At 54.6% G+C, this 13,673-nt stretch carries 10 protein-coding genes; 8 read left to right on the forward strand and 2 right to left on the reverse strand.

All coding sequences use genetic code 11. The features are described from left to right. Positions 1 to 85: 85 nt before the first annotated feature. Positions 86 to 1,237, reverse strand: a complete 1,152-nt coding sequence (metK, locus tag ACVKSX_RS12965; protein WP_010248851.1) for a methionine adenosyltransferase — start codon at positions 1,235 to 1,237, stop codon at positions 86 to 88. A gap of 843 nt (positions 1,238 to 2,080) precedes the next feature. Between metK and speA the strand changes: the two genes are divergently transcribed. From speA to ACVKSX_RS12980, 3 genes are all read left to right on the forward strand, one after another. Next, positions 2,081 to 4,057 carry a biosynthetic arginine decarboxylase gene (gene speA, locus ACVKSX_RS12970; RefSeq protein ID WP_010248849.1) on the forward strand — a complete coding sequence of 659 codons (1,977 nt, stop codon included), beginning with the start codon at positions 2,081 to 2,083 and terminating at the stop codon, positions 4,055 to 4,057. A 169-nt stretch (positions 4,058 to 4,226) separates the two neighbouring features. After that, positions 4,227 to 5,147, forward strand: coding sequence for an agmatinase (gene speB / locus ACVKSX_RS12975; RefSeq protein WP_010248847.1), 921 nt, complete (start codon positions 4,227 to 4,229; stop codon positions 5,145 to 5,147). Positions 5,148 to 5,344: 197 nt separating this feature from the next. Then, on the forward strand, positions 5,345 to 5,755 hold the full coding sequence (locus ACVKSX_RS12980) for a YidB family protein (protein ID WP_010248845.1): 411 nt from the start codon (positions 5,345 to 5,347) through the stop codon (positions 5,753 to 5,755). 55 nt (positions 5,756 to 5,810) lie between these two features. Here the strand turns inward: ACVKSX_RS12980 and loiP are convergent, their stop codons facing one another. Next, positions 5,811 to 6,566, reverse strand: coding sequence for a metalloprotease LoiP (loiP, locus tag ACVKSX_RS12985; protein ID WP_010671064.1), 756 nt, complete (start codon positions 6,564 to 6,566; stop codon positions 5,811 to 5,813). 271 nt (positions 6,567 to 6,837) lie between these two features. Between loiP and tkt the strand changes: the two genes are divergently transcribed. The 5 genes from tkt to mscS all read left to right on the forward strand — a co-directional run bounded on the left by tkt (position 6,838) and on the right by mscS (position 13,638). Continuing rightward, a complete protein-coding gene (gene tkt, locus ACVKSX_RS12990) occupies positions 6,838 to 8,832 on the forward strand; it encodes a transketolase (protein ID WP_010248841.1) in 1,995 nt (664 codons plus the stop codon). A 314-nt stretch (positions 8,833 to 9,146) separates the two neighbouring features. Continuing rightward, the gene (gene epd / locus ACVKSX_RS12995; RefSeq protein ID WP_354438843.1) at positions 9,147 to 10,166 is read left to right on the forward strand and encodes an erythrose-4-phosphate dehydrogenase; all 1,020 of its coding nucleotides are present in this window, start codon (positions 9,147 to 9,149) and stop codon (positions 10,164 to 10,166) included. A 51-nt stretch (positions 10,167 to 10,217) separates the two neighbouring features. Beyond that, a complete protein-coding gene (pgk, locus tag ACVKSX_RS13000; RefSeq protein ID WP_010248837.1) occupies positions 10,218 to 11,381 on the forward strand; it encodes a phosphoglycerate kinase in 1,164 nt (387 codons plus the stop codon). Between the two features lie 105 nt (positions 11,382 to 11,486). Continuing rightward, complete coding sequence (fbaA, locus tag ACVKSX_RS13005; RefSeq protein WP_010248835.1) at positions 11,487 to 12,566, forward strand: class II fructose-bisphosphate aldolase; 1,080 nt, start codon at positions 11,487 to 11,489, stop codon at positions 12,564 to 12,566. A gap of 190 nt (positions 12,567 to 12,756) precedes the next feature. After that, positions 12,757 to 13,638, forward strand: coding sequence for a small-conductance mechanosensitive channel MscS (gene mscS / locus ACVKSX_RS13010; protein WP_010248833.1), 882 nt, complete (start codon positions 12,757 to 12,759; stop codon positions 13,636 to 13,638). Positions 13,639 to 13,673 lie beyond the last annotated feature (35 nt).

Raw genomic sequence — 13,673 nt, forward strand, 5'->3', positions numbered from 1 at the left:
AAAATTGCTCCGGTTAGCAATGGGGCTGAAAAGGCAATAAAAAACCCTGCCGCAGTGGCAGGGTTTTTATCAGCAGCCGGTAACCTTACAGGCCAGCTGCTTCACGCAGCAGGGCAGCTTTGTCGGTTTTTTCCCATGGGAAATGTTCACGACCAAAGTGACCGTAAGCTGCGGTCTCTTTATAGATTGGGTGCAGCAGATCCAGCATCTGGATCAGACCATATGGACGCAGGTCGAAGAACTCGCGCACCAGCAGCGTCAGCTGTTCGGTAGAGATTTTCTCTGTGCCGAAGGTTTCCACCATGATAGAAGTGGGTTCAGCCACGCCGATAGCGTAGGAGACCTGGATTTCACAACGGTCAGCCAGGCCGGCCGCTACGATGTTTTTCGCCACGTAACGTGCCGCATAGGCTGCAGAGCGGTCAACTTTAGATGGATCTTTACCCGAGAACGCACCGCCACCATGACGCGCCATGCCGCCGTAGGTGTCTACGATGATTTTACGACCGGTCAGACCGCAATCGCCCATCGGGCCGCCGATCACAAAGCGACCGGTTGGGTTGATGTGGTATTTGGTCGAGGCGCTCAGCCACTCTGCGGGCAGAACCGGCTTGATGATCTCTTCCATCACCGCTTCCTGCAGATCTTTCTGGCTGATGGATTCAGCGTGCTGGGTAGAGAGCACAACTGCATCGATGCCCACGATTTTGCCATCGTCATACTGGAAAGTGACCTGGCTCTTGGCATCCGGGCGCAGCCACGGCAGGGTGCCATTTTTACGCACTTCAGCCTGACGCTGTACCAGACGGTGCGCATAGGTCACCGGCGCAGGCATCAGCACGTCTGTTTCGTTAGTGGCATAGCCGAACATCAGGCCCTGGTCGCCCGCGCCCTGTTCCAGCGGATCGGTACGGTCAACGCCCTGATTGATATCCTGAGACTGTTTACCAATCGCGCTTAATACCGCGCAGGAGTTGGCGTCAAAGCCCATATCGGAATGGACATAGCCGATTTCACGTACGGTTTTACGGGTGATCTCTTCGATATCAACCCAGGCGCTGGTGGTGATTTCACCGCCAACCAGCACCATACCGGTTTTAACGTAGGTTTCGCAGGCCACGCGCGCTTTAGGATCCTGTTCAAGGATCGCATCCAGCACAGCATCGGAGATCTGGTCGGCGATTTTATCGGGATGTCCTTCTGATACAGACTCGGACGTAAAAAGGTGTTTAGCCATTCTGTTCTTTACCTTAAATATGGTTTGAGTACGACTGCATAGCGCCAGTGAGGTGGTCTGACCTGACGCCCCTTCAGGCAAAGCCGCGAGCAGTGAGGTTGTGTCAGCACAGCAGGCCAACACCGCCTGGATAGTAACCTGTTTAGATGGAAAACCATCTGGACGGCTATTTTAGGATAGAGGGTAAACCAATTACCAGCCCTTTTTCTGTTTCAGCATTTAACCTGTCTCTGTTATCGGCATAATTTGCTGACGCTACACGCAATTCCCCGATAATATTTTTGCATTTTACGGCTGTAAACTGTATAAAACGCCGCTGCTTTGATAGCAGCAGCAAGGATGACGCCACTGTTTGCGTCGCGCCTGTCAGACTCTGGTCTGGCTTTCACCCAGGTTGTTTTCCATGTGCCCCTGGCATATGCGGAGGTGATACAAGTAATGAACCACGCTTTTTCTTCTTCCGGTTCTCTGCGCTGCGGCGCTGCGCTGGCTCTCTCCTGCCTCCCATCTGTTTCTCTTTCCTGCCGACGCGATGTCCGATGCGGTAATTTTACCGACACAGGCGCAGGCTAATCTTTATCTCTGCTCGATCGGTTTTGTCTCTTCTCTGCGCACGCGCAGCGGAACGACGCAGGTTATCCATGGTCAATACAGATCAGTTAAATGTTCTCTGTTTAAACGGAGATGGCCCGGGTGTTTTACACTTAACTCTCATGCGTGAATCGCGCTGACGGCAACGTCAGGTGAACAGGACATTGCGTTTAATGTGGCAACAGGTTTTCAGATTAGCGGCCATAAAGCCGGTTAACAGTTTCATCTTTCAACGGAAAATTGAGGTTCGCGATGTCTGACGACATGAAGAATATCAAAGGTTCGTCAGCTGGCGAACAGGGTACACTCCGCTCCATGCAGGAGGTGGCAATGAACGATCAGGATGCGAGCAAAATGTTGCGTACGTACAACATCGCCTGGTGGGGCAACAACTATTACGACGTTAACGAACTGGGCCACATCAGTGTCTGTCCCGATCCGGATCGTCCTGACGTGCGCGTCGATTTAGCTCGTCTGGTCAAAGAGCGCGAAGCGCAGGGCCAGCGTCTGCCTGCTTTATTCTGCTTCCCGCAGATCCTGCAACACCGTCTGCGTTCCATTAACGCCGCCTTTAAACGTGCGCGTGAATCTTACGGTTACAAAGGCGACTACTTCCTGGTTTACCCGATTAAAGTTAACCAGCACAAACGCGTGATTGAGTCACTGATCCACTCCGGCGAACCGCTGGGACTGGAAGCGGGCTCAAAAGCCGAGCTGATGGCGGTGCTGGCGCACGCCGGTCAGACCCGTTCGGTGATCGTCTGTAACGGCTATAAAGATCGCGAATATATTCGTCTGGCGCTGATCGGCGAGAAGATGGGCCACAAGGTCTATCTGGTGCTGGAGAAGATGACCGAAGTGCGGCTGGTGCTGGAAGAAGCAGAGCGTCTGAATGTGGTGCCGCGTCTTGGTATCCGTGCGCGTCTGGCTTCGCAGGGCTCCGGTAAATGGCAGTCGAGCGGCGGCGAAAAGTCGAAGTTTGGCCTGTCAGCCACCCAGGTGCTGAAACTGGTTGAGATCATGCGTGAAGCGGGTCGCATCGACAGCCTGCAGCTGCTGCATTTCCATCTGGGCTCGCAGATGTCCAACATCCGCGACATCGCTACCGGCGTGCGTGAGTCGGCGCGCTTCTATGTCGAACTGGCCAAGCTGGGCGTCAACATCAAATGTTTCGACGTCGGCGGCGGTCTGGGCGTCGATTACGAAGGAACGCGCTCGCAGTCTGACTGCTCGGTCAACTACGGCCTGAATGAGTACGCCAACAACGTAATCTGGGCGATTGGTGCTGCCTGTGATGAGCACGGTCTGGAGCATCCGACGGTGATCACCGAGTCGGGCCGTGCGGTAACCGCGCACCACACGGTACTGGTCTCCAACATCATTGGGGTGGAGCGCAACGAGTTCAGCGAACCTGAAACGCCGGATGCGGATGCGCCGCGCCCGATCCTCAGCATGTGGGAAACCTGGCAGGAGATGCACGAGCCAAGTACCCGCCGCTCGCTTCGTGAATGGCTGCATGACAGCCAGATGGATCTGTTTGATATCCATACCGGCTACTCGTCAGGCACCTACGATCTCAAGCAGCGTTCATGGGCTGAGCAGCTCTATCTGAGCATCTGCCACTATATTCAGCAGCATCTCGATCCGAGCAACCGTGCACACCGTCCAATCATCGACGAACTGCAGGAGCGGATGGCGGATAAGATCTACGTTAACTTCTCGCTGTTCCAGTCAATGCCGGATGCGTGGGGTATCGATCAGCTGTTCCCGGTACTGCCGCTGGAAGGCCTGAACAAGAAGCCGGAGCGCCGTGCCGTGCTGCTCGACATCACCTGTGACTCCGATGGCACCATCGATCACTACGTGGATGGCGACGGTATCGCGACGACCATGCCGATGCCGGAATATGACCTTGATAACCCACCCATGCTGGGCTTCTTTATGGTGGGCGCTTATCAGGAAATTCTGGGCAACATGCATAACCTGTTTGGTGACACCGAAGCGGTGGATGTCTACGCACGCGAAAATGGCGATGTGGAAGTGCAGCTCTCCGATGAAGGCGACACCGTGGCGGACATGCTGCGTTACGTGCAGCTTGATCCCAACGAGCTGATGGCGCTGTTCCGCAATCAGGTTCAGGCATCCGATCTCGACGAAGAGCTGCGCGCGCAGTTCCTGGAAGAGTTCGAGAGCGGCCTCTACGGTTATACCTATTTAGAAGATGAATAATCGATTATGGCGACCGGTAATCGCATATTGCAGTTGCCGTTAACTATGTCGATAATCTGACTCACTCAATCCCTTCCTCGTCGGGCCTAACGACGCGGAGGGGATTTTTTTCATCTCAACCTTAATGGTTTGCGGGCTGGCCCGACTTACGCACATAGAGAGAGCAATTATGTATAACACGCTTGGCAATCAGTACGACAACTCCCTGGTTTCTAACGCCTTTGGTTTCATGCGTTTTCCGCTGAATTTTCAGCCTTACGACAGCGACGCCGAGTGGGTTATCACCGGCGTGCCGTTTGATGCCGCGACCTCGGGTCGTCCGGGCAGTCGCCTGGGTCCTGGTGCGATTCGCCAGATCTCCACCAATCTGGCCTGGGAAGGCTGCCGCTGGCCGTGGGATTTCGATCTGCGTCAGCGTCTGAACGTCGTCGATTGCGGCGATCTGGTTTACGCCTTCGGTGATTCGCAGGATCTCTCCGACAAATTGCAGGCCCATGCTGAAAAACTGCTGGCCAATGGCAAGCGCATGATGACCTTTGGCGGCGACCACTACGTCACACTGCCACTGCTGCGCGCCCATGCAAAACACTTCGGCAAGATGGCGCTGGTGCACTTTGATGCGCATACCGACACCTACTCCAACGGCCCGACCTTCGACCACGGCACCATGTTCTTTACCGCGCCGAAAGAGGGTCTGATCGATCCGCAGCACTCAGTGCAGATTGGTATCCGTACCGAATTCGACAAGAGCCTGGGCTTCAACGTGCTGGATGCGGCGCAGGTCAACGACCGCAGCGTTGACGATATCCTCGCCGAAGTGAAACGCACCGTCGGCGATCTGCCGGTCTATCTGACCTTCGATATTGACTGTCTGGATCCGGCGCATGCGCCTGGCACCGGCACGCCGGTGATTGGCGGCCTGACCACCGATAAAGCGACCAAGCTGATCCGTGGCCTGCAGGGCATGAACATTGTCGGCATGGATCTGGTGGAAGTCGCACCGGGTTACGATCATGCTGATCTGACGGCACTGGCAGCAGCTACGCTGGCGCTGGATATGCTGCATGTTCAGGCTGTGAATAAAGGCTGATGCCTGCTGCCTGCCGGCTTCAGTCCGGCAGGCGCTGAACGCGGCGTCCTGTCCATCGGGCAGACGCCGCTGCTGTGATCTTCCTCTCTTTGCCATGATCCGATCGATTCCCTTCTGACCCCGACGGGTAACCGTCAGGCGCGAACCCCTATCTGCAACTAAACTTACAGCGTAAAAATGGCGTAGTGGAGATAATCATGGGCTTTCTTGATGAACTGGCTGGCGCACTGGATGGCAACCAGAGTGAAGGGCATCCGCCGGGACAGTTACAGGCTGTCTGGCATTGGGTGCAGGAGCAGGGCGGTATTGAAGTGCTGCTGCAAAAATTCCAGCAGGGCGGGCTGGGTGAGGTGTTTGGTTCCTGGATCGGCACCGGCGATAACCATCCGGTTGGCCACAGTGAGATTCAGTCTGCTTTTGGTCAGGATGAACTGCAGTCACTGGCCGACAAACTCGGCACCGATGTGAAAGGTGCATCGGGTACGCTGGCCGCGCTATTGCCGCAGCTGATTGATAAAATGTCGCCGCAGGGACACATGGATGAACAGGCGCTGCATGACAATAAGCTGGATCTGGGCTCGATGGTGGATCAGATATTTAAGCGCTAGCGGACTTCGTGCGGCTAAGCGCGCACGCCGGGTGCATGCGCGCTCAGCGGCGGAATTACTTGCCGTCGGCAGCAATTCGCTCACGAATATGCGCTGCGCGCGCTTCAGAGGCGGGATGCGAGTCAAACATCGAACTCTGACGTCCCTGTTCCATCTTCGCCAGCTTTTCAAAGCTGGTGGCCAGGCCCATTGGATCGATATTGCGCTTCTTCATCAGATCATAGGAGTAGTCATCCGCCTGTGACTCCTGCGTCTGGGAGAACTGCGCATTCACCAGTTTTTCACCCATTTCACCCAACTGCGACTGCGACAATGAACCAATCACGCCGCCAACCGAGGCGGCTGCGGTGCGGGCCGCGGTTGTGGCATATGCCAGCTGCATCGCCTTGCGCGTATGACCTAGCGCGACGTGGCCCATCTCATGACCCAGCACGCCTTCCACTTCATTGTCAGTCATCATATCCATCAGACCGCTGTAAACACGAATACAGCCATTTGCCATCGCCCAGGCGTTGACATCTTTGGTCTGATAAACCTTGTAGTTAGCCGGTACGCCGTTGATGTTATCGCCCAGCGCCGCCGCGATCTTGTTCAGACGTTGCTGATAATCACTGTTAGCAGGCGCAATCTGATTATCTTTGTCCATCTGCTCACAGGATTTATCGCTCAGCTGCTTTACCTGATCGTCGCTGAGGGTATAAGCCTGATACGCCTGCGCGCCCGACTGCATCAGCGCATTGTTGTCTAAACCCTGACAGCCACTCAGCAGCGTCGTCAGTCCAAGCGCTAACACCATTTTTTTGATTTTCATGCTGTATCCCATTCATAACAAGGTAATAAAAACAAACACCTGAAACTCAGACAGGTGAATAAACGATTTGGTTATAGCGTGCCAGTCTGCACTTTGCTAGCAGATATGGCTGGAAAAGCCATACGAAGCGGCTGCATTTAGCGTTTTACAGCATGTACTTTTGCCCCGTTTCTCATGTACATTGATGGGCAACTTTTTCCTTGTTTTGCCCGGTAACTCATTAATAACAATAAGTTAAGGTGCGAAGCATTAATCCGACCTGGAGTAGAAAATGCCCTCTCGTAAAGAGCTTGCCAACGCCATTCGTGCGTTAAGTATGGATGCAGTACAGAAAGCGAAATCGGGACATCCGGGTGCCCCAATGGGCATGGCGGACATCGCTGAAGTACTCTGGCGCGGCTACCTGAACCACAACCCAACCAACCCGCTGTGGGCTGACCGCGACCGTTTCGTGCTCTCTAACGGTCACGGCTCAATGCTGATCTATAGCCTGTTGCACCTGACCGGCTACGATCTGCCCCTGAGCGAACTGGAAAACTTCCGTCAGCTGCACTCAAAAACTCCAGGTCACCCGGAATATGGCTACACCGTGGGCGTTGAAACCACTACCGGTCCGCTGGGGCAGGGCATCGCTAACGCAGTAGGTTTTGCCATTGCTGAGCGCACGCTGGCAGCACAGTTCAACCGTCCGGGTCATGACATCGTAGACCACAACACCTATGTCTTCATGGGTGATGGCTGCATGATGGAAGGTATCTCGCACGAAGTCTGCTCACTGGCCGGTACGCTGAAGCTGGGCAAACTGGTGGCGTTTTATGATGACAACGGTATCTCTATCGACGGTCACATTGATGGCTGGTTCACCGACGACACCGCTAAGCGCTTTGAAGCTTATGGCTGGCACGTGGTGCGCGGCGTCGATGGTCACGATGCGGATGCGATTGCGAAAGCGATCGAGGAAGCGAAAAGCGTCAGCGACAAGCCTTCACTACTGATGTGCAAAACCGTTATCGGTTTTGGTTCACCGAACAAAGCCGGTACCCATGATTCACACGGCGCACCGCTGGGTGATGATGAAGTGGCACTGACCCGCAAACAGCTGGGCTGGACCCACGCGCCGTTCGTAATTCCTTCTGATATCTACGCTGAGTGGGACGCGAAAGAAGCGGGCCAGGCGAAAGAGTCTGCATGGAATGAGAAATTCGCCGCTTACGCACAGGCTCACCCTGAACTGGCTGCCGAGTTTAAACGCCGCGTCAGCAACGAACTGCCAGCTAACTGGCAGGAAGAGTCGCAGAAGTTCGTTGAGCAGCTGCAGGCGAACCCGGCGAAGATCGCCAGCCGTAAAGCCTCACAGAATGCTATTGAAGCTTTCGGTAAAATTCTGCCGGAATACCTTGGCGGCTCAGCCGATCTGGCACCCAGCAACCTGACAATCTGGTCTGGCTCTAAGCCGATCAACGAAGATGCTGCGGGTAACTACATCCACTACGGCGTGCGTGAGTTCGGTATGACCGCAATCGCCAATGGCCTGGCGCTGCACGGCGGCTTCCTGCCTTACACCGCGACCTTCCTCATGTTTGTTGAATATGCGCGTAACGCAGCGCGTATGGCGGCACTGATGAAGATCCGTCAGATCATGGTCTACACCCACGACTCTATCGGTCTGGGCGAAGATGGCCCGACGCACCAGCCGGTTGAACAGATGGCGAGCCTGCGCACCACGCCAAACATGAGCCTGTGGCGTCCATGTGACCAGGTTGAATCCGCGGTGGCGTGGAAATATGCCATTGAGCGTAAAGATGGCCCGACTGCGCTGATCTTCTCCCGTCAGAACCTGGCGCAGCAGGATCGTGACACGGCACAGCTGGCTAACGTAGCGCGCGGCGGTTACGTGCTGAAAGATTGCGATGGCACGCCTGAGCTGATCCTGATCGCCACCGGTTCCGAAGTTGAGCTGGCTGTCGGTGCCTGGGACAAACTCACCAGCGAAGGCCGCAAAGTGCGCGTGGTCTCTATGCCATCAACGGATGCCTTCGACAAGCAGAGTGATGAGTACCGTGAATCCGTGCTGCCAAAAGCGGTCAGCGCCCGCGTCGCAATCGAAGCGGGCATCGCTGATTACTGGTTCAAATACACCGGCCTGAACGGCGCTATCGTGGGCATGACCAGCTTCGGCGAATCTGCACCTGCCGATCAGCTGTTCGAACTGTTTGGCTTTACCGTCGACAACGTCGTCGCGAAAGCGAAAGCGCTGCTGGCGTAAAACCGGTCAGGCGGGCCTGTTCCCGCCCGGCTGTAAAAACAGAGGGACGAAATTTTCGTCCCTTTTATTTTTTTATTCCTGCAGTAATAACCGCCTTTTGCCTTAATTTGTGACGCAGATCCAAATTTAAGCAGCCAGATTGATCACAATCATTCCTGTTATTCCTTCCTTCTATTATTGTAGCTGAACCGTTTCAGTCGCCAGGCGAATCGCCCTGGTTTCGGACAATGCCGGGTAAGAATCTCCTGTACAAAATGCAGTGAAACGCTCAGGCTAACGGCACGTTTTTTTCAGTCTGACGTGGCAGGAGAGAAATGACGGTACGGGTAGCGATAAATGGTTTTGGCCGGATTGGGCGCAACGTCCTGCGCGCGCTGTATGAAACGGGCCGACGTGCAGAGTTCACCGTGGTCGCGATTAACGAGCTGGCAGAAGCTACCGGTATGGCGCATCTGCTGAAATACGATACCAGCCATGGCCGTTTTGCTTTCGATGTCCGCCAGGAGCGCGATGTAATGTGGGTGGGTGGCGATACCCTGCGCATTTTGCACCGTGCAGCCATTGCCGATCTGCCGTGGCGTGAACTCGACGTGGATGTGGTGCTGGACTGCACCGGCGTCTATGGCTCACGCGCTGATGGCGAAGCGCATCTTCAGGCTGGCGCCAAAAAAGTGCTGTTCTCTCATCCCGGCGGAAACGATCTCGACGCCACAGTGGTGTATGGCGTTAACCAGCAGTCACTCACCGCCAGTGACCGTATCGTCTCCAACGCTTCCTGTACCACTAACTGCATTATCCCGGTGATCAAACTGCTGGATGATGCGTTTGGTATCGAATCCGGCACCGTCACCACGATCCACTCGGCGATGCATGATCAGCAGGTGATCGACGCCTATCACAGCGATCTGCGCCGTACGCGTGCAGCCAGTCAGTCGATCATCCCGGTGGACACTCGCCTGGCGGCAGGCATTACCCGTATTTTTCCGAAATTCAACGATCGCTTCGAGGCGATAGCCGTTCGCGTCCCGACGATTAACGTGACGGCCATTGATCTCAGCGTTTCTGTGCATCAGGCGGTGACGGCGTGTGAAGTTAACACCCTGTTGCGAAGCGCGGCAGAAGGGACATTTCGTGGTATAGTTGACTATACGGAATTACCGTTAGTCTCAGTAGATTTTAACCATGATCCGCACAGTGCCATTGTGGACGGAACACAAACGCGGGTCAGCGGTCAACACCTTATCAAGACCCTGGTCTGGTGTGACAACGAATGGGGCTTTGCTAACCGAATGCTCGACACGACGTTAGCGATGGCCGCAAGCGGTTTCAGGTAAGACGCGGTATGCGTCTGGCAAAACTTATGAGAATCAACGAGAGGATTCACCATGTCTGTAATTAAGATGACCGATCTGGATCTGGCTGGTAAACGCGTTCTGATCCGTGCCGATCTGAACGTACCGGTTAAAGAAGGTAAAGTGACGTCTGATGCACGTATCCGTGCTTCTCTGCCAACCATTGAAGCGGCGTTGAAACAGGGCGCGAAAGTAATGGTTACCTCTCACCTGGGTCGTCCGACCGAAGGTGAATACAATGAAGAGTTCTCGCTGCTGCCGGTAGTTAACTACCTGAAAGACAAGCTTAGCGGCACCACCGTGACCCTGGCAAAAGATTACCTCGATGGCGTTGAAGTCGGCGCTGGCGAACTGGTTGTGCTGGAAAACGTTCGCTTTAACAAAGGCGAAAAGAAAGATGACGAAGCACTGTCTAAAAAATATGCTGCTCTGTGCGACGTCTTTGTGATGGACGCCTTTGGTACCGCGCACCGCGCACAGGCTTCTACCCACGGCGTCGGTAAATTTGCCCCTATCGCCTGTGCTGGCCCGCTGCTCTCTGCAGAACTGGAAGCGCTGGGTAAAGTCATGAGCAACCCGGAGCGTCCGCTGGTGGCTGTGGTAGGGGGTTCTAAAGTCTCTACCAAATTTGATGTGCTGCAATCTCTGGTCAAAATCGCGGACACCGTGATTGTGGGCGGCGGCATTGCCAACACCTTCGTCGCTATCGACAACAACGTCGGCAAATCCCTGTATGAGCCAGACTTCGTTGAAGCGGCTAAAGGCCTGCGCGATCAGCACGGTATTCCGGTTCCAACTGATTCACGCGTTGGCACAGAATTCTCTGAAACTGCGACCGCTACCGTGAAAAAGGTTTCGGAAGTTGCGGATAACGAAGAGATTATGGACTTTGGTGATGAAACCGCACAGGCGATGGCTGCCATCCTGAAGGATGCCAAAACCATCCTTTGGAACGGCCCGGTAGGCGTGTTTGAGTTCCCTAATTTCCGTAAAGGCACCGAGATCGTAGCTAACGCCATTGCAGACAGCGATGCCTTCTCTGTTGCAGGCGGCGGCGATACCTTAGCGGCTATCGACCTGTTCGGCATCGAAGACAAAATTTCCTACATCTCTACCGGCGGCGGCGCGTTCCTTGAGTTCGTGGAAGGCAAAAAACTGCCTGCAGTTGCCATGCTGGAAGAGCGTGCGAAGCAGTAATCCTTTGGGGGCGATGCCTGGCGGCATCGCCTGAAGTCTTGCCCGTCTGGGCGTTTAAATCGACGTTCCTCAAGGGGAACAACGGTCACGAAACAGGACACAATCATGTCTAAAATTTTTGATTTCGTAAAACCCGGCGTTGTCACTGGTGATGACGTACAGAAGATCTTCAAAGTTGCGAAAGAGAACAAATTCGCACTGCCAGCCGTAAACTGCGTCGGCACTGACTCCATCAATGCGGCACTGGAAGCAGCGGCGAAAGTTAAAGCGCCAATCATCATCCAGTTCTCTAACGGCGGTGCTGCATTTATCGCGGGTAAAGGCTTCAAGACTGACAAACCACAGGGCGCGGCAATTTTCGGCGCTATCGCGGGTGCGCACCATGTTCACCTGATGGCTGAGCAGTATGGCGTGCCGGTTATCCTGCACACTGACCACTGTGCCAAGAAACTGCTGCCATGGATCGACGGTCTGCTGGACGCAGGTGAAGAGTACTTCCAGAAAAACGGCAAGCCACTCTTCTCTTCTCACATGATCGACCTGTCAGAAGAGTCACTGGAAGAGAACATCGAGATCAGCAGCAAATATCTGGCGCGCATGGCGAAACTCGACATGACGCTGGAAATCGAACTGGGCTGCACCGGTGGTGAAGAAGATGGCGTTGATAACAGCCACATGGACGCATCTGCACTCTACACCCAGCCAGAAGATGTGAACTACGCGTACGAAAAACTGAATGCTATCAGCCCGCGCTTCACCATTGCGGCTTCATTCGGTAACGTGCACGGCGTTTACAAGCCAGGCAACGTGAAACTGACCCCAACCATTCTGCGCGATTCGCAGAAATATGTGTGTGAAAAACATGGCCTGCCGCACAACGCGCTGGACTTCGTTTTCCACGGCGGTTCAGGTTCTTCTGCTGCAGAAATCGAAGAGTCTATCAGCTACGGCGTGATCAAGATGAACATCGATACCGATACCCAATGGGCAACCTGGGACGGCATCCTGCAGTACTACAAAAAGAACGAGGGCTATCTGCAGTCGCAGCTGGGTAACCCGGAAGGCGCTGACAAGCCAAACAAAAAATACTACGACCCACGCGTCTGGCTGCGTTCAGCCCAGGCCTCTATGGTAGTGCGTCTGGAGCAGGCTTTCAAAGAGCTTAACGCTGTCGACGTGCTGTAACTGAAGAGTTGTTACCGTACAAAAAAGGCCCGAAAGGGCCTTTTTTTATGCACAATTTCTGGAAAAACAGGGTTAAACGCCGGTCGGTTTGGCGCTTAAGGAGATAATTGATTACCCTTGATGGCAGGGTGTCGGATGTCATCTGGCAGTTTTTTCATTCCCGGTGGGAATCTAACAACAGGGCTTATTAATGGAAGAGTTACACGTCGTCGACGGCTTAAACAATGCAGGTAACTGGCTGGTTCGCAATCAGGCGCTGATCATCAGCTATGCCGTAAATATCGTTGCAGCTATTGCCATCATTATTATCGGGATGATTATCGCCCGTATCATTTCTAATGCCGTAAATCGCCTGCTGCGCGCCCGTCACATAGACGCTACCGTGGCGGACTTCCTCTCCGCATTGGTGCGCTATGGGGTCATCGCCTTCACCGTTATCGCAGCGCTGGGACGCATCGGTGTGCAGACCGCCTCGGTGATTGCCGTGCTGGGTGCTGCGGGTCTGGCCGTGGGTCTGGCGCTGCAGGGGTCACTCTCTAACCTTGCTGCAGGCGTTCTGCTGGTCACCTTCCGTCCGTTTCGCACCGGCGAGTTCGTCGATCTGGGCGGCGTTATGGGAACCGTGCTGCATGTGCAGATTTTCTCCACCACGCTGAGAACGGCAGACGGCAAAATCGTGGTGGTGCCAAACGGCAAGATCATCAGCGGGAACATCGTCAACTTCTCGCGTGAACCGGTTCGCCGTAATGAATTTATCATTGGCGTGGCTTACGAGGCGGATGTGGATGAAGTGATCGCCTTACTGCAACAGGTTGTAGAAGCGGATAGCCGCGTGCTGAAAGATAAAGGTATCCAGATCGGTCTTAACGAACTGGCAGCCTCCTCTATGAACTTTGTGGTGCGTTGCTGGAGCAACAGCGGCGACCTGCAGGACGTTTACTGGGATCTGCTGAAGAACTTTAAGCGTGCGCTGGATGGAAAAGGGATTGGTATTCCTTATCCGCAGATGGATGTGCATCTGCATCAGAAGCCGGCGCCTGAAGCAGAAGCAACCCAGGTTCAGCCACAGTAATCTTTCAGTGGGCGGCGTCTGTCGCCCATTCATTT

The sequence above is a fragment of the Pantoea sp. PvP021 genome, from assembly GCF_054056055.1.

What these genes read in the sequence shown, in the direction of transcription:
- metK (WP_010248851.1), bottom strand. Translation starts at nt 1,237, where the DNA reads ATGGCTAAACACCTTTTTACGTCCGAGTCTGTATCAGAAGGACATCCC.
- speA (WP_010248849.1), top strand. Translation starts at nt 2,081, where the DNA reads ATGTCTGACGACATGAAGAATATCAAAGGTTCGTCAGCTGGCGAACAG.
- speB (WP_010248847.1), top strand. Translation starts at nt 4,227, where the DNA reads ATGTATAACACGCTTGGCAATCAGTACGACAACTCCCTGGTTTCTAAC.
- ACVKSX_RS12980 (WP_010248845.1), top strand. Translation starts at nt 5,345, where the DNA reads ATGGGCTTTCTTGATGAACTGGCTGGCGCACTGGATGGCAACCAGAGT.
- loiP (WP_010671064.1), bottom strand. Translation starts at nt 6,566, where the DNA reads ATGAAAATCAAAAAAATGGTGTTAGCGCTTGGACTGACGACGCTGCTG.
- tkt (WP_010248841.1), top strand. Translation starts at nt 6,838, where the DNA reads ATGCCCTCTCGTAAAGAGCTTGCCAACGCCATTCGTGCGTTAAGTATG.
- epd (WP_354438843.1), top strand. Translation starts at nt 9,147, where the DNA reads ATGACGGTACGGGTAGCGATAAATGGTTTTGGCCGGATTGGGCGCAAC.
- pgk (WP_010248837.1), top strand. Translation starts at nt 10,218, where the DNA reads ATGTCTGTAATTAAGATGACCGATCTGGATCTGGCTGGTAAACGCGTT.
- fbaA (WP_010248835.1), top strand. Translation starts at nt 11,487, where the DNA reads ATGTCTAAAATTTTTGATTTCGTAAAACCCGGCGTTGTCACTGGTGAT.
- mscS (WP_010248833.1), top strand. Translation starts at nt 12,757, where the DNA reads ATGGAAGAGTTACACGTCGTCGACGGCTTAAACAATGCAGGTAACTGG.